We start from the raw sequence: 19,796 nt of genomic DNA, 5'->3' as shown, positions 1-19,796 counted from the left end.
ATACAGCGTTCAACGGTCCGTCACATGGCTGTCACGTTTCTGTCACGAAGCGGCCGTAGCATGCCGGCCAGTTCCACCCTACACCTGCCGCATCAGGGGACCTTGAATGTCCAGCCTCACCGCCACCACGACGCTCGGCCGCTTCCAGCGCTGGCGCCGCGCGAAGGACCGCACCGCCCGCTACACCATCGGTTTTTTCGGTGTGGCCGTGATCGGTGCCCTGACCCTGATGTTCGTGTACCTGGCCAGCGAGACACTGCCCATGTTCCAGGGGGCGACCCTGGAGCCGCGCACGGAATACGCGGCGCCCGGCGGCGCCGACACGCAGACCATCCATCTGGCAGTGAACCGTCATCGCGAGATGGCGATACGACTTACCGAGGATCGACGCGCCCTGTTCTTCCGCCCCTACAGCGGCGAGATCGTGAAAGAACAGTCACTGCCGATCCCGGAGGATGTACAGGTCACCAGCTTCAGCGCCGCCGAGCCACGCACGCGCCTGGTGGCCGCGGGCCTGGACAATGGGCAGGTGCTGGCCATCGAGTACGAGTACAACGAGCGTTTCAGCCCTGACGGACGCCTGTACGACCCGGGCCTGGTATATCCGCTGGGCGACGAGGACTCTGCGCTGCTGGACGTGGACGACGACGGCCGCGCGATCTCGGTGGTCGGCATACAGCGCGGCTCCAGCGGCATACGCGTCGCCGCTGCGACGGAAGATGGCAATCTCAAGCTGGTGCGGTTCGAGAAACGCACCTCGATGATGACAGGCGAGACCGAGGTCCGACGCTCCGCCTACGATCTACCCTCGCTGCCCGACGGCGCCACGCCGACCCGCATCCTGCTGGACATCACCGGCCGCCACATGCTGGTTGGCGACGATCAGGGACAGCTCCACTTCTTCGACATCAACAACCCCGCCCGCGCCAGCCTGGTCGACAGCAAGCGTGTGATCGGCGGCGACGCGGCCGAGGTGACCTCGCTGGAATACCTGCTGGGCACGGTATCCATCATCGTCGGTGGGTCCGACGGGACGGTCACGCAGTACATGCTGGTGCGCGACGACGACAACGTAAACCGCATCACCCGCGTCCGCGATTTCCCGTCGCATGCCGGTCCGATCCGCAACATCCAGCCGGAATACATCCGTAAGGGATTCCTGACCGCCGACGACCGCGGCGAGGTCAAGATCCACTATTCCACCTCGCAGCGCACCCTGATCGAACGCCAGATCACCGACCAGCCGCTGCACCGGGTGTATGTCGATCCGCGCAACCGCCTGCTGATCGGCATCGACGACCATGAGACCTGGCACCTGCAGGACCTCTCTAACCCGCACCCGGAAGTCTCCTTCCACGTGCTGTGGCAGAAGGTCTGGTACGAAGGCCGCTCCGGGGGCGACTACGTCTGGCAGTCGTCCTCGGCGACCGACGAGTTCGAGCCGAAATTCTCGTTGGTACCGCTAACCATCGGCACCATCAAGGCCGCCTTCTACGCGATGCTGTTCGCCACCCCGCTGGCGATCATGGGCGCGATCTACAGCGCCTATTTCATGTCGCGGCGCATGCGCAGCATCACCAAGCCCTCGATCGAGCTGATGGAGGCGCTGCCGACGGTCATCCTCGGCTTCCTCGCCGGACTGTGGCTGGCCCCATTCATCGAGGCCAATCTGCCGGCCGTCGCCAGCATCCTGATCCTGATGCCGCTGGGGATGCTGGCCGCCGCGTTCCTGTGGACCCGCATACTGCCGGAGAACCTGCGCAACATTATGCCTGCCGGCTGGGAGGCCGCGATCCTGATCCCGGTGATCCTGGCCATCGGCTGGTTCTCCGTCTCCATGAGCCCGTTGATCGAGGTCTGGATGTTCGGTGGCGATGCCCGCCAGTGGCTGACCGACCAGGGCATCACCTACGACCAGCGAAACGCCCTCGTAATCGGCATCGCAATGGGCTTCGCCGTCATCCCGACCATCTACTCGATCTCCGAGGACGCGGTCTTCAATGTGCCCAAGCACCTGACCCAGGGCTCGCTGGCCCTGGGCGCCACCCCCTGGCAAACGGTGGTGCGCGTGGTGCTACTGACCGCCAGCCCCGGGATCTTCTCCGCAGTGATGATCGGCTTCGGCCGCGCAGTGGGCGAGACCATGATCGTGCTGATGGCGACGGGCAACTCGCCGGTGGTCAACTTCAACATCTTCGAGGGCATGCGCACGCTCTCCGCGAACATCGCGGTCGAGATGCCGGAGGCCGCGGTCGGCAGTACCCACTTCCGCATTCTGTTCCTGGCCGCCCTGGTCCTGTTCGCGCTGACCTTTGCGGTGAACACGGTCGCCGAGATCGTGCGCCAGCGCCTGCGCCAGAAATACAGCTCCCTTTGAGGCATACCCGATGAATCGTTGGTTCAAATCCGGCACCCCGTGGATCTGGCTGAATGCCGGAGCGGTCGCGGCCTCGCTCGTGATGGTCTTCGGCCTGATCCTGATGATCGCCGTGAACGGTCTGTCCTTCTTCTGGCCCTCTGAGGTCATCGAATTCGAATACCAGACCGAGCAGGACGCCGAGCCCCGGCGTGTCATGGGAGAGCTGCAGCGCTCGGAAACCATGACCGCCCAAGCCATGCGCGACGCCGGATTTACCGTGCCAGAAGGCCAGGACATCGTGGTCCGCCACCTGATCAAGCGCGGCAACCGTGACCTCGACAGTCGCGACTTCCAGTGGTACCTGGACGACTTTATGTCCGAGTGGGAACGCCCGCGCGACGCGGTGGTGCTGGAGCGTCTGCAGTGGGGCGACTTCTACGGCTACATCCGCGAATACCAGGAGGACGGCGAGACGGTCGCCGAGGGTCGCGAGGCGCGCACCGCGTTCGAGGAACGCATGCCGAAGACCCGGGAACTGGTCCAGCAGATCCAGCACATCGAGCGCATCGAGATCGGCCGAGTCAATTTCGAGCTCGAGCGCCTGCGCATCGCCCAGCGTGGTGTCGAGCGGGCCACCGACCTGTCGCCCGAGGAGCGCGACCAGCGCCGGGAGGAACTGGATGCCGAGCGCGCGGAGCTGGACGCCCGCTACGCCGAACTGGAAGCCGAGCGCAACGCCCTGCGTGACGAACTGGCCCGCTTTGCGATCGTGCTGGAGACCGCCGACGGGCAGCACGCAACCATCCCGCTGTCACGCATCGTCAATGCCTGGTGGCCGAACGACATGAGCGTGCCGGCCAAGCTGCGCCACTATGTCGTCGCCTTCTGGGATTTCATGACCGGCTACCCGCGCGAGGCCAACACCGAGGGCGGCATCCTGCCGGCGATCTTCGGCACCGTGCTGATGGTCATCCTGATGTCCATCGTCGTGACCCCGTTCGGCGTGCTCGCCGCGATCTATCTGCGCGAATACGCGAAGCAGGGGCCACTGGTGCGCACCATCCGTATCTCGGTCAACAACCTCGCCGGGGTGCCGTCGATCGTGTTCGGGGTGTTCGGCCTCGGGTTCTTCGTCTACCTGATCGGCGGCAACATCGACCAGATCTTCTTCCGCGATGCCCTGCCCTCGCCGACCTTCGGCTCGCCCGCGATCATCTGGGCCTCGCTGACGCTCGCACTGCTGACGCTCCCGGTGGTGATCGTCTCCACCGAGGAGGGCCTGACCCGGATCGGCGCCAGTATCCGTCACGGCTCGCTGGCGCTGGGCGCGACCAAGGCCGAGACCCTGTGGCGCCTGATCGTGCCGCTGTCGGCCCCGGCGATGATGACCGGGCTGATCCTGGCCGTGGCCCGCGCCGCCGGCGAAGTGGCCCCTCTGATGCTGGTGGGCGTGGTCAAGCTGGCCCCGACGCTGCCGCTGGACGGCAACTTCCCCTATCTGCACCTGGACCGCGCGTTCATGCACCTGGGCTTCCACATCTTCGACGTCGGCTTCCAGAGCCCGAACGTCGAGGCCGGCCGCCCGCTGGTCTACGCGACCGCCCTGGTGCTGGTGATGCTGATCATCGTGCTCAACCTGACCGCGATCTCGATCCGCAACCACCTGCGCGAGAAGTACCGCGCCGACAGCGATTGAGTGGCCCGATGCACAACGCCTCCCGCAAGTACCGTCATTGCGAGGCCCCGAAGGGGCCGCGGCAACCTCCCGACGCAACCCCGACGCCTGCCCGGGGTCGCGTCGGGGCCGACCCACGGAGATCGCCACGCGCCTGCGGCGCTCGCGATGACGGTGCTTTTCCGAACCGTCGCGAGGACGGGATGCGTCGAACCCTGTTTCCCATGGAGTACCCGAGATGAGTGACACCGCTACCCACGCCGTCAACGTGACGCAAGGCGACCGACCCGACCGCGGCCTGCGGCTCTCCAGCGAGGAGATCTGCCTGACCGCCGAGGACCTGAAGCTGTTCTATGGTGAGGATCAGGCCCTGAAGGGCCTCGACATCCAGATCCCGAAGAACCGGATCACGGCATTCATCGGCCCGTCCGGCTGCGGGAAGTCCACATTCCTGCGCTGTTTCAACCGCATGAACGACCTGATCGATGCCGCCCGCATCGAAGGCACGATCCGGCTGGACGGTGAAAACATCTACGACAAGGCCGTGGACGTGCCGGAGCTGCGCCGCCGCGTCGGCATGGTGTTCCAGAAGCCGAATCCGTTCCCGAAGTCCATCTACGAGAACGTCGCCTACGGCCTGCGCCTGCAGGGCGTGAACAACCGCCGGCGCCTGAACGAGGTGGTGGAGAAGTCCCTCAAGCGCGCGGCGCTGTGGGACGAGGTAAAGGATCGCCTGCACGAGAACGCCTTCGGCCTGTCCGGCGGCCAGCAGCAGCGCCTGGTGATCGCCCGCGCGATCGCGATCGACCCCGAGGTCCTGCTGCTGGACGAGCCCTGCTCCGCGCTGGACCCGCTGGCCACGCTTAAGATCGAGGAGTTGATGATCGAGCTGAAGAAGGACTACACGCTGGTCATCGTCACCCACAACATGCAGCAGGCCGCGCGCGTGTCCGACTACACCGCCTTCATGTATATGGGCGAACTGATCGAATACGCCGACACCGACACCCTGTTCACCTCGCCTGCCAAGAAGCAGACCGAGGACTACATCACCGGCCGCTTCGGTTAGGCCATTTCGGATCAGGAGTCCGGATCATGGACAAGAGCTTTTTCAAGCAGCACATCTCCCAGCAGTTCAATGCCGAGCTGGAGGACATCATCAAGAAGGTGATGACCATGGGCGGCCTGGTCGAGCAGCAGCTCGGCGATGCGGTGACCGCGATGGTCGAGGGTGACACCGCGCTGGCGGAAACCGTGATGACCTCCGACTACAAGGTCAACGCGCTCGAGGTCGAGATCGACGAGGAATGCACCCACATCCTCGCCCGTCGCCAGCCCACGGCCTCCGACCTGCGCCTGGTGATCGCGGTGATCAAGACCATCACCGACCTGGAACGCATGGGCGACGAGGCCGAGCGTGTGGGCCGCATGGGTCTGCAACTGCTGGACTCCGACCGCCGCGAGGCACCGATGGACGAGATCGTGAAGATGGGCCAGCTCGTGCGCGAGATGACGCGCGGCGTGCTCGATGCGTTCGCGCGCATGGACACCGAGCAGGCGGTGCGGGTCGCACAGCAGGACATCCAGATCGACAGCCTCTACGAGGCCATCACGCACAAACTCATGAAACAGATGACCGCCTCACCCGACGCGGTGCCGCGCCTGATGGACATCGTCTGGGCCACCCGGTCGCTGGAACGCATCGGCGATCGCGCGCGCAACATCTGCGAGTACGTCGTGTACTTCGTTAAGGGCAAGAACGTGCGTCACACCAGCTACGACCAGATGGCGGCCGAGGCCACGGGAGATCGCCACTGATAAGAGTACCGGCATCCCGGAACGGCGCGCGAGTGGACAACGACCCGGCAATCGGGCCCAAAATAGGGCTCAGCACACCCATGCCCCGGCCCCTGATACCCAATGCCGCGTTTCATCCCGATGTTGTTGGCCCTGACCGGCCTGATCCTGCTGACGGCGTTCGGCAGTCTGGCCGGTGCGGATGAACCGGAAGAAGCCCCGCCCTCTGCCGAGGTCGAGGCGTTACTCGAGCAGGACGATCTCCCCGATGGGGTCGCGTTCGAGATCGTCGAGAACGACCGCGCGGCGCTGAGCGCCCTGTTGCCCGAGATTCACGCGAATATCCGGGTACTGCGCGAGCGCGCGCCGGAACTCCCGATTGCGATCGTCACCCACGGGGCCGAACAGTTCACCCTGACCCGCGCCGAGGCCGCGGCGCATGGCTCGCTCCACACCGAGATCGAGTCACTGGTGCTGGACGACGGCGTCAACGTCGTGGTCTGCGGCACTTTCGCGGGGTGGCGCGATCTCGAAGCCGATGCCTTCCCCGAGCATGTCGAGGTAGCCACGGCCGCACCGGACCGGCTGGATGACCTGGAGGCGTCAGGCTACACCGTGATCCGTCTGCGCCCGTCGCTGCTGGACGCCCCTGCCGAAGACCCCTGGGAGTTCGACTTCGGCCAGCCCTGAGACGCGCACGCCCGATGCGGGCTCTGTCACCCGCCAGGCGGCTTGTGGCATCCTTTTGCGCATGCGATTTCTGATCCGATGGTTTTTCCGCGGCGTACGCCTGATCCTCACCCCGTTCATGCTGATTGGCGAGCGCCTTTCGCGCCCGCGCGGCATCGAGCGCGACCCTGCCGACCAGGCCCGCGTTGATGAACAGACGCGCCACCTCGCGCTTTACCATTTCCCGGCCTGCCCGTTCTGCATCCGGGCACGCCGCACGATGCAGCGGCTGTCACTGAATATCGAACTGCGCAACGCCCAGGCAGCCGGTCCTCACCGCGAGGAGCTGCAGACCGAGGGCGGCAAGCTGCAGGTGCCCTGCCTGCGGATCGAGGAACCGGACGGTGAAGTGCGCTGGCTGTACGAGTCGGACGCGATCGGCGAATACCTGCGCGAGCGCTTCGACCCGAACCGCCAGGACGGGAGCTCCGGGGACGCCGCGGTATCCGGGGACTCCCGCACCTGACGGTGACGTCCGAAAAACGGGCCAGCGCCTAAAGGCCTGCCGGCATACAGCGGTATAAGATGGGGGTTCCCGTACCCAAGGAATCCGCTGGATGGCCGCCCTGAATCGCCCTCGAAGACTGCTTCGCATTTTTATTCTGCCAGCGACTGCCCTGCTGCTGGGCTCACTGGTGGGAGGCGCCGCCGCCCAGACGCTCGAACCCCTGTTCGATGCCCATCTGCACTATCGCGAACGACAGATGGAACAGTTCCCGCCGGAGTCCGTCGCACGCACACTGGAGGAGAACTCGATCCAGTCCGCGATCGTGATGGCCCCGCGCTCGCAATTGATCGAGGCGCTGGAGCCAAAGGCCAATACGCGCATCGTCCCGTTTCTCGAGATTTCCCAGCGCCTGGGACGCAAGATGGACTGGATGTACGAGGACGGCCTGCGGGAACAGGTCGAGACCATACTCGACCGAAGGCGCGTCCAGTGGCGCGGGATCGGGGAATTGCACATCCAGGCCGACGACCGTTTTGCGCGCGGCTTCGAGGACCTGCTGGACCTGGCGGTCGAGCGCGATCTATGGATCGTGATCCATAGCGATCCGGCCGTGATCGACCATGCCTACGCCATCCAGCCCGAGGTACGCATCCTCTGGGCGCACGCCGGTTCCTATGCCTACCCCCCTCTCATTCGTGATTACCTGGAACGGCACCCGCACATGGTCATGGATGTCTCCATGCGCAATCCGCGCATCAACCCGGGCGGCATCATCGACCACGACTGGTTCGAACTGTTCCTCGACTATCCGGATCGTTTCCTGATCGGCAACGACACCTTCAGCCTGGCCCGCTGGGAGCACTTCACGGTGCTGAAGGACAGCACCCGGGCCTGGCTCGAGCAGCTACCCGCGAACGTCCAGCGCATGATCGCCCGGGAGAACGGCGAGCGCCTGTTTCCGCCCACCGAGAGCCAGTAAGCCGGCCACAAAAAAGCCCGGGACCGTCTCCGGACCCGGGCTTGGCATCAACTGGCTCGGGGTTTATACCTTGAACTGCCCCACCCGCTGCTGCTGCTCGGAGGCCAGCTTGGACAGCTCCTCTGAGGCATTGCGGATCTGTTCCGATCCAGCCGCGGTCTGATCCAGCACCTCGGTCACGTTGGCGACGTTGCGGTTGATCTCCTCGGCCACCGTCGACTGCTCCTCGGCGGCACTGGCGATCTGCGTGTTCATGTCGCTGATGCGCGTGACCGACTGGGTGATCGCGGTCAGCGATTCGCCCGCCAGGTTGACCTGCTCCACGCTCTGGTGCGCCTTGGAACGGCCGTCTTCCATCGCCTGCACCGCCTCGCGGGTGCCGCTTTGCACACGCTCGATCATCTGCTGGATCTCGTGGGTCGAGTCCTGCGTGCGGCTGGCCAGGGTCCGGACCTCGTCGGCAACCACCGCGAAACCGCGGCCCTGTTCGCCCGCACGCGCCGCCTCGATCGCCGCGTTCAGCGCCAGCAGGTTGGTCTGGTCGGCGATATCGCCGATCACTTCCAGGACCTTGTTGATCTCCTCGGCATCCTGAGACAGGCGGCTCACCACCTCGGCAGCACCATCGACCTGCTGCGACAGGGTGTTGATCGCGGCCACGGTCCGCTGCACGACCTGCTGGCCCTCGCTGGCGTCCTGGTCGGTGTTCTGCGCCGCGGCGGCGGCATCCGCCGCATTTCGGGCCACTTCCTGCACCGTGGCCGTCATCTCGTTCATCGCCGTCGCCACCTGGTCGATTTCGGACTTCTGGCGGCGGACCTGCTCGTTGGTCTCCTCGCTGGTCGCGGACAGCTCGTTCGCCGCGGCGGCGACCTGGTCGCCCCCGGCCGCGACACTCGCCACCAGACCGCGAATCTGTTCGACGAAGTTGTTGAACGCCTCCGCCAGTTCTCCAAGCTCGTTGCGCCCGGAGACCTCCAGCTTGCGGGTCAGGTCACCGCCGCCACCCGCGATATCGTTCAGGCGGACCACCGTGCGATTCAGCGGACGCACGATGCTGCGGGTCAGCAACCAGGCCAGGAGCGCGCCGAGGGCCACAGCAACGACTCCGACCGCGACCACGGTCCCGGTCGCGTTGCGCGCCATGGCCACATAGGCACTGCGGTCCACCATGACCTCGAGCACGCCGACCACATCACCGGAGAAATCCGTCACGGGGCGCCCGACCACTGCCATCGGGGTGCCTTCATAGGTCACGTTGCGCACAAGTTCCTCGCCCTCCATGACCTCGCGCATCTCGGCATCGCTGAAGGTGGAGTCACCGCTGATGGTGCCGCCGAAACGGCTGAACGAACGGCCATCACGCAGGTAGAGGGCGACCGGCGAATCCGTTTCGTCGGTGAATTCCTCAAAGAAGCTGTCGCCAAACGACAGCCCGAATTCCACGGAGCCGACGTGTTCACCATTGTGTTCGATCGGCACAACCCCGCGGATCCCGAGACCCGCCACGCCTTCTTCCAGCCCCGAGATCGCGGTGCGCTTGTCGTTCGTGTCGACCACGGTCTGCCGGAAGTCCGACAGGTCATCCCCGTAATTGTCGGGGGAGTGAACGCGCAGGAACGAGGTCGCCGGCGGGGTGTGGAACTGATACTGACCCACGCCATAGTGCTCGCTGAGCGAGTCGAAACTGGGCACGACCATCTCGGCCAGACGCTCGCGATCCCCCGTCCCCATGGCCTCCTGCACGTCAGGGATCTTCGCCACGGTCTCCGCCATCGCGGTCGCACGAGCGGACTCCTGGTCCAGCCGCCCGACGAGCTGCGCGGCCAGATCGCTCAGCTCGCGCTGTTCGGCGCGATCGGCCATGGTGCCAAGACTGTTCATCACGACGACGAGTGTCAGGATCACGGCCAGCAGTACCACCGCGATGATCCCGACCATCAACCGGACACCGATTCGGATGTTGTCGAACATAATTGACGATTCTCCCCCAGGTTAAGGCTTTGCAGACGCGCGGCATCCTTGCTGCGGCAATTCACAGACAGTAGCGGCCGCGAAGCTTAAAGCTTGAGGGGGATCACAGAAAGCCAAGCGCCCGAGAGGGGCACCCCTACCCGCGCATCAGGACGAACTCGGCGAAGGCATAGACAGCAAGCGTGATCAGGACAATCGCCACCAGAGACAGCAGCGCTCCTCCACGCACCATGTCCAGCACCCGCAGGCGGTTGCTGGCGAACACGATCGCATTGGGCGGGGTGGCAACTGGCAGCATGAAGGCCACGGAAGCGGCAAAAGCGACGGGTATCGCGAGGAGCACGACCGGGATGTCCATGCGCATGGCCAGCGCGACCACCAGCGGCAACAGCGTCGCGGCAGTCGCCGTATTGCTCGTGACATGCGACAACAGCATGGTTATCACCACAACCCCGGAGATAATCAGGACCAGCGGCCACGCCTGAGCGGCGGCGAGCCCCTCTGCGGCCAGTTCCGCCAGGCCGCTCGCCTCGATGGCCGACCCCAGGCTGAGCCCACCCCCGACCAGCAGCAGGACCCCCCAGGGGAGCTCGCGCGTGTTGTCCCAGGCCAGGAGCCGGCGCTGATCCGCCGCACCCGAGGGCAGCAGGAACAACAACCCGGCCCCCAGGATCGCAATGCCGGCATCGGTCAGGTGGACCGGCAGGACGCCCTCCAGGAACGGCCGCGACAGCCACGCCAGCGCCACCAGCAGGAAGACCCCCGCGACCCGGTACTCGGCCCGGGACCATGCCCCGATCTCGGCACGCTGCCGGTCCATCATCGCCTGCAACCCTTGCAGGCGCACGCGATGTACCGGGAAGACCCAGCGCGTCAGCAGCCACCAGGCCAGCAGCAGCAACAGGGTGGCGAGGGGCAGACCCAGCATCATCCACTGCATGAAGCCGATCTCGATGCCATGCCGGTCGCCCAGATAGGCTGCAGTCAGTGCATTCGGCGGAGAGCCAATGATCGTCGCCATGCCCCCGATGTTGGCGGCAAAGGCGATCCCCAGCAGTAGTGCGAGCGCGGGCCGGCGCGACTCGGGGCCGCCCCCGCCTCCCGCGATCTGCGTATCCCGATCCATCAGCGCCAGAACGGACAGGGCAATCGGCAGCATCAGCGCGGCGGTCGCCGTATTGCTGACCCACATCGACAACCCCGCGGTGGCCAGCATGAAGGCCCCCACGAGGAGATGCAGGCGGTCCCCCGCCCGGCTGACGATCGCGAGCGCAATGCGCTGGTGGAGCCCCCAGCGCTGCACCGCCAGCGCGATCGCAAAGCCCCCCATGAACAGGAAGATGATGGGATTGGCATAGGGTGCGGTCGCCGCGTCCATGGGCACCACGCCCAGCAGTGGCAACAGGGCAATCGGCAGCAGCGCCGTAACGGGCAGGGGCAGGGCCTCGCTGATCCACCAGGTGGCCATGAACAGGGTCAGGCCCAGCACCCACCAGGCCTCGCGCCCGATGCCCTCCGGAGGCGGAAACAGCAGGAACGCCAGCATCAGGAGCGGGCCCAGGAACAGCCCCACGCGCCCGCGCCAGCGGTAGGCACTGCGAGAGGCGTTCGTACCAGACTCCGGGGGATCGGCACTGGATTGTCGATCCGCATCGTGCGCGGGCATACCCTTGCTCCTTCACGATTCCATCGAACGAAAACCAAGCCGCGCCATCGGACATTGCATCCCCCGGACAACGTGACTATCGTTGACGGGTTCACTGGCACGGCCATCGATGGTCGGCCAGCCGCAGTCTCGCATGTTTTCTTACAAGGAGTCTTTCATGGCCTACGAACTGCCCGATCTGCCCTATGCCAAGAACGCGCTGGAGCCGCACATCTCCGCCGAGACGCTGGAATACCACCACGACAAGCACCACGCGACCTACGTAACGAAGCTGAACGGCCTGCTGCCGGGCTCCGAATTCGAAAATGCCTCGCTCGAAGAGATCATCAAAAAGGCACCGGCCGGCGGTATCTTCAACAACGGTGCCCAGGTCTGGAACCATACGTTCTACTTCAACTGCATGGGTCCGAATGGTGGCGGGGAACCCACCGGCAAGCTTGCGGACGCGATCAACAGTGCCTTTGGCTCGTTTGATGCCTTCAAGGAGAAGTTCAACGAGGCCGCGGTCGGCAATTTCGGCTCCGGCTGGACCTGGCTCGTGCAGAATGATGATGGCTCGGTCGAAATCGTGAACACCTCCAATGCGGGCAACCCGATGCGTGATGGCAAAACCCCGCTGCTGACCTGCGATGTCTGGGAGCATGCCTACTACATCGACTACCGCAACGCGCGTCCCAAGTACCTGGAAAATTTCTGGACCGTCGTCAACTGGGATTTCGTCGCCCAGCAGATGAAATAAGTCGCTCAAACGCGATCGGTGCCGCCCCAATGCGGCACCTCGGGCAGAAGCCGGCGACTCGGGCGCCGGCTTCTGCATTTAGGGGAAACACTGATCCGTGCTTCCCCAGGGAGAAACTTGCAAATGATTGACGTCCTGCAGAATACCTACAATCGGCTTCCTGTCGCCTTCGAACGGGGGGAAGGCGTCTGGCTCTGGGATACCGAGGGGAAACGCTACCTTGATGCCCTGTCCGGCATCGCGGTCTGCGGCCTTGGGCACGCCCACCCGAAAGTGGCGCATGCGATCTGCGATCAGGCTCAGACGCTGGTACATACCTCGAACCTGTTCCGCATCCCTCTGCAGGAACAGCTGGCCCGCCGTCTGTGCGCACTCGCACAGATGGACCAGGCCTTTTTCTGCAACTCCGGCGCCGAGGCCAACGAGGCGGCGATCAAGCTGGCCCGACTGCATGCCCGCCGCCGCGGCATCGAGAACCCCAAGGTCATCGTGATGCACGGCAGCTTCCACGGACGCACGCTCGCGACGCTGTCGGCCACCGGCAACGAGAAGATCCATGCCGGCTTCGAGCCCCTGGTCGAGGGGTTCGTGCACGTACCCCATGGTGACGCCGAGGCCGTCGAGGCCCTGGGCAGCGACCCGGACGTGGTCGCGATCCTGGTCGAGCCCATCACCGGTGAAGGCGGCATCCACCTACCCCCACCCGGTTATCTGAGGCGCCTGCGCGAACTGGCCGATCAGCACGACTGGCTGCTGATGCTGGACGAGATCCAGGCGGGGATTGGGCGCACCGGCCACTGGTTTGCCTTCCAGCACGAGGGCATCACGCCGGATGTAGTGTCGCTCGCCAAGGGGCTGGGCAACGGCATCCCGATCGGGGCCAACCTGGTGGCCGGGCGTGCCCGCGAGCTGTTTACCCCGGGCACCCACGGCACCACCTTCGGCGGCAATCCGCTGGTCTGCCGTGCGGCCCTGGCCGTACTGGACGTGATGCAGGACGAGGGGCTGTGCGAGGAGGCCGGGCGGCAGGGCGAGATCCTGCGCCGGCGCCTGGCCGACCGCCTCGAGGGCAAGCCCGGGGTCGTCGCCGTACGTGGCCGCGGCCTGATGATTGGCGTCGAGCTGGATCGCCCGGCCGGGGCACTGGTCCAGGCCGCCCTCGACGCAGGGCTGATCCTCAACGTGACTGCACAGCGGGTGATCCGGCTGCTGCCGCCGCTGATCGTGGACGATGCCCAGGTCGACCAGATCGCCAGCACCGTAGCCGATCTGGTCGACACCCTGCTCGCGTCCGAACAATCCCGGGAGGCCCAGGCATGAAGCCCCGCCATTACCTGTCGTTCCACGACCTGTCCGCAGACGAGACGCGCACCCTGCTCGAACGTGCCGTCGAACTGAAGCGCCAGACCCACGCGGGCGAGCACCACGACGACATCCTGCGCGGCAAGACGCTGGGGATGATCTTCGAGAAGTCCTCGACCCGCACACGCGTTTCGTTCGAGGTCGGCATGCAGCAGTTGGGCGGCAATGCCCTGTTCCTGTCCCCGCGCGACACGCAGCTGGGCCGCGGAGAGCCGATCGAGGACACGGCCCGCGTACTCTCGCGCATGGTGGACTGCGTGATGATCCGCACCTACGAACACGAGAAGATCGAGCTGTTCGCCCAGAACTCCTCGGTCCCCGTGATCAATGGCCTGACCGACCGGGAACATCCCGCCCAGCTACTGGCCGACCTGCAGACCTATCTGGAACACCGGGGCGATATCCGGGGCAAGCGTGTCGCCTGGATTGGCGATGGCAACAACATGTGCCACAGCTACATGTATGCCGCGCACCTGCTGGACTTCCAGCTGGTGGCGGCCTGTCCCGAGGGCTACGACCCGGAAGAGGACGTCGTGGAGGCCACGCGCGACCATTTCGAACTCACCCGCGATGCGCGCGCGGCGGCCGAGGGTGCCGACCTCGTGGTCACCGACGTCTGGGCCAGCATGGGGCAGGAACAGGAAAAGAGTGCGCGCCGCCGCGCCTTTGCCGGGTTCTTCGTGGACGCCGACCTGATGCGTCTGGCCAACGACGACGCCCTGTTCATGCACTGCCTGCCCGCGCACCGCGAGGAAGAGGTCTCCACCGAGGTCCTCGAAGGCCCGCAAAGCGTGGTCTGGGACGAGGCGGAGAACCGCCTGCATGCGCAGAAGGCCCTGATGGAATTCCTGCTGACCCGCGGCACCTGATCCAGAGCCGGACCGGTCACGGAACTGACATAATGTCCGCAAAGACTCCGGCTCCCCACTCTGGCCGGAGTCGTTCGTGCCGGATGCCGACGTGACCGATACCGATCTCTTCCTCAACCGCGAGCTTTCACTGCTGGAGTTCAACCGGCGCGTGCTGGAACTGGCGCGCGACCCGGGTTTCCCGCTACTGGAGCGGTTGCGCTACCTGAGCATCTCCTCCACCAACCTCGACGAGTTCTTCGAGGTTCGCGTGGGGTCCCTGCGCCAGCAGATCGACCTGAACGTCCAGACACCCGGACCGGACGGCCTTTCCGCGGCGGAACAGCTGCGCCAGATCGCCCCCCGTGCTCACGCCCTGGTCGATGATCAGTACCGCACGCTCAACGACGAACTGATCCCGGCACTGGCGGAGGAAGGCATCCATTTCGTGCGGCGCTCGCACTGGAGCGACGAACAAAGAGCCTGGGTGCGCCAGTTCTTCCACGAGCAGCTACAGCCGGTCCTGAGCCCGATCGGGCTCGATCCCGCACACCCGTTCCCGCGTATCCTGAACAAGAGCCTGAACTTCATCGTCACGCTCAAGGGCAAGGACGCATTCGGACGGGAATCCGGGCGCGCGGTGGTGCAGGCGCCGCGTTCACTCCCGCGTCTGGTACCCCTGCCACGCGAGGTGGCCAGCGGCGATTCCGATTTCGTGCTGCTGTCGTCCATCCTGCACGCCCACGTCGGCGAGCTGTTCAAGGGCATGAAGGTCACCGGCTGCTACCAGTTCCGGCTGACGCGCAACTCCGACCTGTTCGTGCAGGAGGAGGAGATCGACGACCTCCTGAACGCACTGGAGGGCGAACTGCCGAGCCGCAACTACGGCGCCGCTGTCCGCCTGGAGGTCGCGGACAACTGCCCGGAGGAAGTGGCGCAGTTCCTGCTGCAGGAGTTCCGTCTGGAGGCGGACGACCTCTACCAGGTCACCGGCCTGGTTAACCTTAACCGCATGATGGCGGTGTACGACCTGGTCGACCGGCCCGATCTCAAGTTTCCTCCGTTCATCCCCGCCCTGCCGCGCACGGACGCCAGCGGTGAAAGCATCTTCGCGTCCATCCGCGAGCAGGACCTGCTGCTGCACCACCCCTACCAGTCGTTCATGCCGGTGGTGGATTTGCTGCGCCAGGCCGCCAGCGACCCGCGCGTGCTGGCAATCAAGCAGACGCTTTATCGCACGGGGACCCAGTCGCCGCTGGTGGAGACCCTGATCGAGGCCGCGCAGTCGGGCAAGGAAGTGACCGTCGTGATCGAGCTGCGCGCCCGCTTTGACGAGGCGGACAATATCGAGCTGGCCAACCGCATGCAGGATGCGGGCGTGCATGTGACCTATGGCGTGGTCGGCTACAAGACCCACGCAAAGCTCGCCCTGGTGGTGCGCCGTAACGGCGACAGGCTCGTCCGCTACGCCCACCTGGGCACGGGCAACTACCACTCGGGCACCGCCAAGGCCTATACGGACTACGGCCTGCTGACGGCGGATCCGGTCCTCACCGAGGACGTGCATCGCGTGTTTCAGCAGCTCACGGGCCTGGGCAAGGTGGAGCGCCTGCGCGAGCTGATCCAGGCGCCCTTCCGCCTGCACGACGCGATGTGCGAGAAGATCGAGCGCGAGGCCGATAACGCGCGCGAAGGCCGTCCGGCGCGGATCGTCGCGCGCATGAACTCGCTGAACGAGGCCGGCATCATCCAGGCGCTTTATCGCGCCTCCCAGGCCGGCGTGAAAATTCAACTGATCGTGCGCGGCATCTGCAGCCTGCGCCCGGGCGTGCCGGAGATCTCCGAGAACATCGAGGTGCGCTCGGTCCTCGGCCGCTTTCTGGAGCACTCGCGGGTGTTCTATTTCGAGAACGGGGGCGAGCCCGAGGTGTACCTGTCCAGCGCGGACTGGATGCCCCGCAACTTCTTTCGCCGGGTCGAGGTCGCCTTTCCGATCCGCGATCCCGCGATGCGCGACCGCGTCGCCGAGGAGTCGCTGTTCAACTACCTGCGGGATACCACCAGCGCGTGGGCCCTGCAGGCCGACGGAAGCTACCGGCGGGTTGAACCACCGGCGGACGAGCCTCCCCATTCCGCGCAGCAGCAGTTGCTCAAGACGCTCGCTAGCTGAAGACCAGCTCCAGGTCGTGGCGCGCCCACTGCCCGGCCTCCTCCTCCAGATCCGCCCGCGTCAGCGGATGCGCATCCAGCCAGCCCGCGGCAAAGCCCAGCACCAGCCCGCGCTCGCGCGCCTCGATCCGCTCCAGCGGCGGGGGCTCCGGTGCGCGCGAGCGATGCAGCAGCACCGCCAGCCGCAACAGACTGGCCAGCCGCAGCAGCGGCTCGACTCGGGCCTGTCGTACGTCACTGAGCAGCTTCGGTTTGAAGGCCCGCCGGTGCAGGCGCACCAGCAGCGCCAGTTCGTGCTGCTCGGGCTGCGAGAAACCCGGCAGATCGGCCCAGTTGAGGATGTATTCACCATGCTTGTGGTACTTGCTGTGCGCGAGCGCCAGCCCCACCTCGTGCAGCTCGGCCGCCCAGTCCAGACGCTCGCCGTCGGCCTCGTCCAGGCCCCAGCGGGCCCGGACCGCGCCCAGCAGGCGCGCGGCCATCGCCTGTACCCGCGCCGCCTGGGCCTCGTCCACGGCGAACCGTCGCCGGAGGTTGTGAATCGTCAGGCCACGTACATCCTCGTGCCGGAAACGGCCCAGCAGATCGTGGATCACCCCCTCCCGCAACGCACCATCGGAGGGATACAGCCGCTCGATCCCCAGCGCCTCGAACGCCCCGATCAGCACCGCCAGCCCGCCGGCGATCACCGGCACCCGGTCTTCGGTCAGCCCCGGCAGCTCCAGTTTGTTCAGGCGCCGAGCCTCGACCATGCGTTCGCGCAGGGTACGCAGCGCCTCCAGCGTCATGCCCGGTGCCTCGTCGATACCCGTCTCGCGGACGATACGATCCAGCGCCAGAATGGTCCCCGAAGCCCCCAGTGCCTGATCCCACCCGGCCTCGCGGTACGTGGCGGCGATCGGCTGCAGCTCCTGGCCGGCATGCAGCTCGGCGGCGGCAAACGCCCGGGGCGTCAGGCGGCCGTCGGCGAAGTGCCTGCGGGTGAAGGTCACACAGCCCATTTCCAGGCTCTCGGCGAGCATGGGCTGGAAGCGCTCGCCAATAATGAATTCGGTGCTGCCGCCGCCGATGTCCATCACCAGTCGCCGCCCTGCGTCATCGGCGACCGTATGAGCCACCCCCAGATAGATCAGCCGCGCCTCCTCGCGCCCGGCGATGATCTCCACCGGATGCCCCAGGGCCTGCTCCGCGGCGGCCAGAAAACGGTGACTGTCAGCCATCTGGCGCAGGGTATTGGTGCCCACGACACGCACACTGCCCTGGCGTAGCTGGCGCAGCCGCTGGCCGAAACGCTCCAGGCAGTCCAGCGCCCGGCGTTCGACCGTCGCATCCAGGCGACCGCGGGCATCCAGACCGCTGGCCAGTCGTACCGTTTCCTTCAAGCGGTCCATCTTCAGGACCTCACGGCCGTGACGTCGGGCCACGATCATGTGGAAACTGTTGGACCCCAGATCGACCGCCGCGACGGTCTCGCCCTGCCCCTCCATGCCCATCTACCCGTGCTCTCCCGCGAGATCCTCCAGCACCCGGCGGGGCAACAGCCAGAGCAATTCCATCGGACCGGGCAGACCGCCTCCCAGGGCGCAGACCGAACCCTTGCCCATATGCACCCCGGCAGCCCCCGACGGACAGCCCATCAGGCGCCCCGCCAGCGAGGACAGGTCCGGCTCATGGCCGACCACCACCAGACTGCCGTCGGCCGGCAGGCGGGCCGCCAGGGCCTCCAGTTCCACACCGGCCACCTGTCCGGGTGCCAGCCATTTCTTCTGGCGTACCGGGACGTCCAGTGCCTCGGCGATGGGCGCCGCCGTCTGACGGGCGCGCAGGTAGGGGCTGGTCAGCAGTTCCAGATGGCCGGGAAGCAAGTGGGTCAGCGCGGCCGCCATGCGCCGGGCGCTCACCTGGCCGGCCTCGCTCAGCGGCCGGTCCCGGTCGGCCCCGTCCCACTCCCCCGCGTCGCCCGCCTGGGCATGGCGGACCAGTACGAGACGCGGACTCCGGCTCACGCCTGCGCGCTCCCCGGCGCCAGCAGGAACAGGCTGTACGCCTCCTCCGGGGCTGACCACTCCGCCACCTGCGACAGTCCGGCACCGGCCAGCAGTTGCTGGACCATCGGGCGGGTAAACTTGCGCGAGATCTCGGTGCGAATGGCCTCGCCGTCGGCGAACTGCAGGGTCGTCGCGGGTTCGGAGACCTGGACGGTCTGATCACCGTCGGCGACCAGGTGCATCTCGATACGGGAGTGAGCCTCGACGAACGGCGCGCGATGGTAGAAACCGTCGGGATCGAAGTCGGCCCCCAGCTCGCGATTGAGGACGGACAGCAGGTTCAGGTTGAACGCCGCCGTCACACCGGCCGCGTCGTTGTAGGCCGCTTCCATCACGGGAGTGGCCTTTACCCGGTCCAGCCCGAGCAGGAGCCGATCCTCCGGGCCCATGGCGGCGCGAATCTGCGACAGCAAGTCGATCGCCTCGGTGTCCTCGAAATTCCCCAGGCTGCCGCCGAGAAAGGTGAACAGGCGCGGGGCACTCGGGCCGGGGTCCAGCGTGGACAGGGCCGAAAGTGCGGCGAGATAGTCGCCACACAGGGCCTCGATCACGAGCGTGGGGAATCGTTTCAGCAGGCGCTCGGCCGCCTCGTCGAGGATCTCGCCACAGACATCGTTGGCGACGTAATACGGGTCGTCGACCCGCTCGTTCAGCGCCGCGAGCAGGTACTCGGTCTTGCGCGAGGTCCCGCTGCCAAGCTCGATCAGCGTGTGGGCACCCGAGGTCTCGACGATCTCGCTCGCTCGGGACTCCAGCAGGGCCGATTCCAGGCGAGTGGGGTAATACTCCGGTGTGTCGCAAATGGCATCGAACAGCTGCGAGCCACGGGCATCGTAGAAGTACTTTGGAGGTAGCCAGCGCGGTGCCTCCAGCATGCCCTCACGAAAGTCCGCTACCAGCTCCGCATGGGGGTCGCGCACCTGCACCACATGGCGGGTATAGCGCTCCGGGAGCGGCATGGCGGGACTCTCGGGCTTCATTGGCACCATCCGTGCTTCGGGGT

The 19,796-nt window shown here is 66.0% G+C and carries 16 protein-coding genes; 11 read left to right on the top strand and 5 right to left on the bottom strand.

The window, feature by feature from the left end:
- Window positions 1-106 precede the first annotated feature (106 nt).
- The 7 genes from G372_RS0113280 to G372_RS0113250 all read left to right on the top strand — a co-directional run bounded on the left by G372_RS0113280 (window position 107) and on the right by G372_RS0113250 (window position 7,987).
- Window positions 107-2,377, top strand: a complete 2,271-nt coding sequence (locus G372_RS0113280) for an ABC transporter permease subunit (protein WP_019623443.1) — start codon at window positions 107-109, stop codon at window positions 2,375-2,377.
- 10 nt (window positions 2,378-2,387) lie between these two features.
- A complete protein-coding gene (pstA, locus tag G372_RS0113275) occupies window positions 2,388-4,055 on the top strand; it encodes a phosphate ABC transporter permease PstA (RefSeq protein WP_019623444.1) in 1,668 nt (555 codons plus the stop codon).
- Between the two features lie 217 nt (window positions 4,056-4,272).
- A complete protein-coding gene (pstB, locus tag G372_RS0113270; RefSeq protein ID WP_019623445.1) occupies window positions 4,273-5,103 on the top strand; it encodes a phosphate ABC transporter ATP-binding protein PstB in 831 nt (276 codons plus the stop codon).
- Between the two features lie 26 nt (window positions 5,104-5,129).
- Window positions 5,130-5,852: a phosphate signaling complex protein PhoU gene (gene phoU, locus G372_RS0113265; RefSeq protein ID WP_019623446.1), complete on the top strand. Its 723-nt coding sequence runs from the start codon at window positions 5,130-5,132 to the stop codon at window positions 5,850-5,852.
- A gap of 102 nt (window positions 5,853-5,954) precedes the next feature.
- Window positions 5,955-6,521 carry a DsrE family protein gene (locus tag G372_RS0113260; protein WP_019623447.1) on the top strand — a complete coding sequence of 189 codons (567 nt, stop codon included), beginning with the start codon at window positions 5,955-5,957 and terminating at the stop codon, window positions 6,519-6,521.
- Between the two features lie 61 nt (window positions 6,522-6,582).
- A complete protein-coding gene (locus G372_RS0113255; RefSeq protein ID WP_018864095.1) occupies window positions 6,583-7,026 on the top strand; it encodes a glutathione S-transferase N-terminal domain-containing protein in 444 nt (147 codons plus the stop codon).
- Window positions 7,027-7,117: 91 nt separating this feature from the next.
- On the top strand, window positions 7,118-7,987 hold the full coding sequence (locus tag G372_RS0113250) for an amidohydrolase family protein (protein ID WP_019623448.1): 870 nt from the start codon (window positions 7,118-7,120) through the stop codon (window positions 7,985-7,987).
- 63 nt (window positions 7,988-8,050) lie between these two features.
- On the opposite strand, the gene G372_RS0113245 is transcribed toward G372_RS0113250, so the two are convergent.
- Both G372_RS0113245 and G372_RS0113240 read right to left on the bottom strand, forming a co-directional pair.
- Window positions 8,051-9,961, bottom strand: a complete 1,911-nt coding sequence (locus G372_RS0113245; protein ID WP_019623449.1) for a methyl-accepting chemotaxis protein — start codon at window positions 9,959-9,961, stop codon at window positions 8,051-8,053.
- Between the two features lie 136 nt (window positions 9,962-10,097).
- On the bottom strand, window positions 10,098-11,627 hold the full coding sequence (locus G372_RS0113240) for an SLC13 family permease (RefSeq protein WP_019623450.1): 1,530 nt from the start codon (window positions 11,625-11,627) through the stop codon (window positions 10,098-10,100).
- 157 nt (window positions 11,628-11,784) lie between these two features.
- Between G372_RS0113240 and G372_RS0113235 the strand changes: the two genes are divergently transcribed.
- The 4 genes from G372_RS0113235 to ppk1 all read left to right on the top strand — a co-directional run bounded on the left by G372_RS0113235 (window position 11,785) and on the right by ppk1 (window position 16,746).
- Window positions 11,785-12,366 (top strand): superoxide dismutase, encoded by a 582-nt coding sequence (locus G372_RS0113235; RefSeq protein WP_018864099.1) that lies wholly within the window; start codon window positions 11,785-11,787, stop codon window positions 12,364-12,366.
- 123 nt (window positions 12,367-12,489) lie between these two features.
- Window positions 12,490-13,686 carry an acetylornithine transaminase gene (locus tag G372_RS0113230; protein WP_019623451.1) on the top strand — a complete coding sequence of 399 codons (1,197 nt, stop codon included), beginning with the start codon at window positions 12,490-12,492 and terminating at the stop codon, window positions 13,684-13,686.
- Entirely contained in the window at window positions 13,683-14,597 is a 915-nt protein-coding gene (gene argF / locus G372_RS0113225) for an ornithine carbamoyltransferase (protein ID WP_019623452.1), read from the top strand. The genes G372_RS0113230 and argF overlap by 4 nt, the downstream gene beginning before the upstream one ends.
- A 76-nt stretch (window positions 14,598-14,673) precedes the next feature.
- A complete protein-coding gene (ppk1, locus tag G372_RS0113220) occupies window positions 14,674-16,746 on the top strand; it encodes a polyphosphate kinase 1 (RefSeq protein ID WP_019623453.1) in 2,073 nt (690 codons plus the stop codon).
- Here ppk1 and G372_RS0113215 read toward each other — a convergent pair.
- The 3 genes from G372_RS0113215 to egtD are packed head-to-tail and all read right to left on the bottom strand — an operon-like array spanning window position 16,739 to window position 19,773.
- Window positions 16,739-18,238, bottom strand: coding sequence for a Ppx/GppA phosphatase family protein (locus G372_RS0113215; protein ID WP_019623454.1), 1,500 nt, complete (start codon window positions 18,236-18,238; stop codon window positions 16,739-16,741). The genes ppk1 and G372_RS0113215 overlap by 8 nt on opposite strands.
- Complete coding sequence (locus tag G372_RS0113210) at window positions 18,239-18,751, bottom strand: SixA phosphatase family protein (protein WP_019623455.1); 513 nt, start codon at window positions 18,749-18,751, stop codon at window positions 18,239-18,241.
- The gene (egtD, locus tag G372_RS0113205) at window positions 18,748-19,773 is read right to left on the bottom strand and encodes an L-histidine N(alpha)-methyltransferase (protein ID WP_019623456.1); all 1,026 of its coding nucleotides are present in this window, start codon (window positions 19,771-19,773) and stop codon (window positions 18,748-18,750) included. Before egtD ends, G372_RS0113210 begins: the two co-directional genes overlap by 4 nt.
- Window positions 19,774-19,796: the final 23 nt, after the last annotated feature.

This window comes from Thioalkalivibrio thiocyanoxidans ARh2, from assembly GCF_000385215.1.
Classification (GTDB): Bacteria; Pseudomonadota; Gammaproteobacteria; order Ectothiorhodospirales; family Ectothiorhodospiraceae; genus Thioalkalivibrio; species Thioalkalivibrio thiocyanoxidans.
This window is presented reverse-complemented; position numbering and strand designations above follow the sequence as displayed.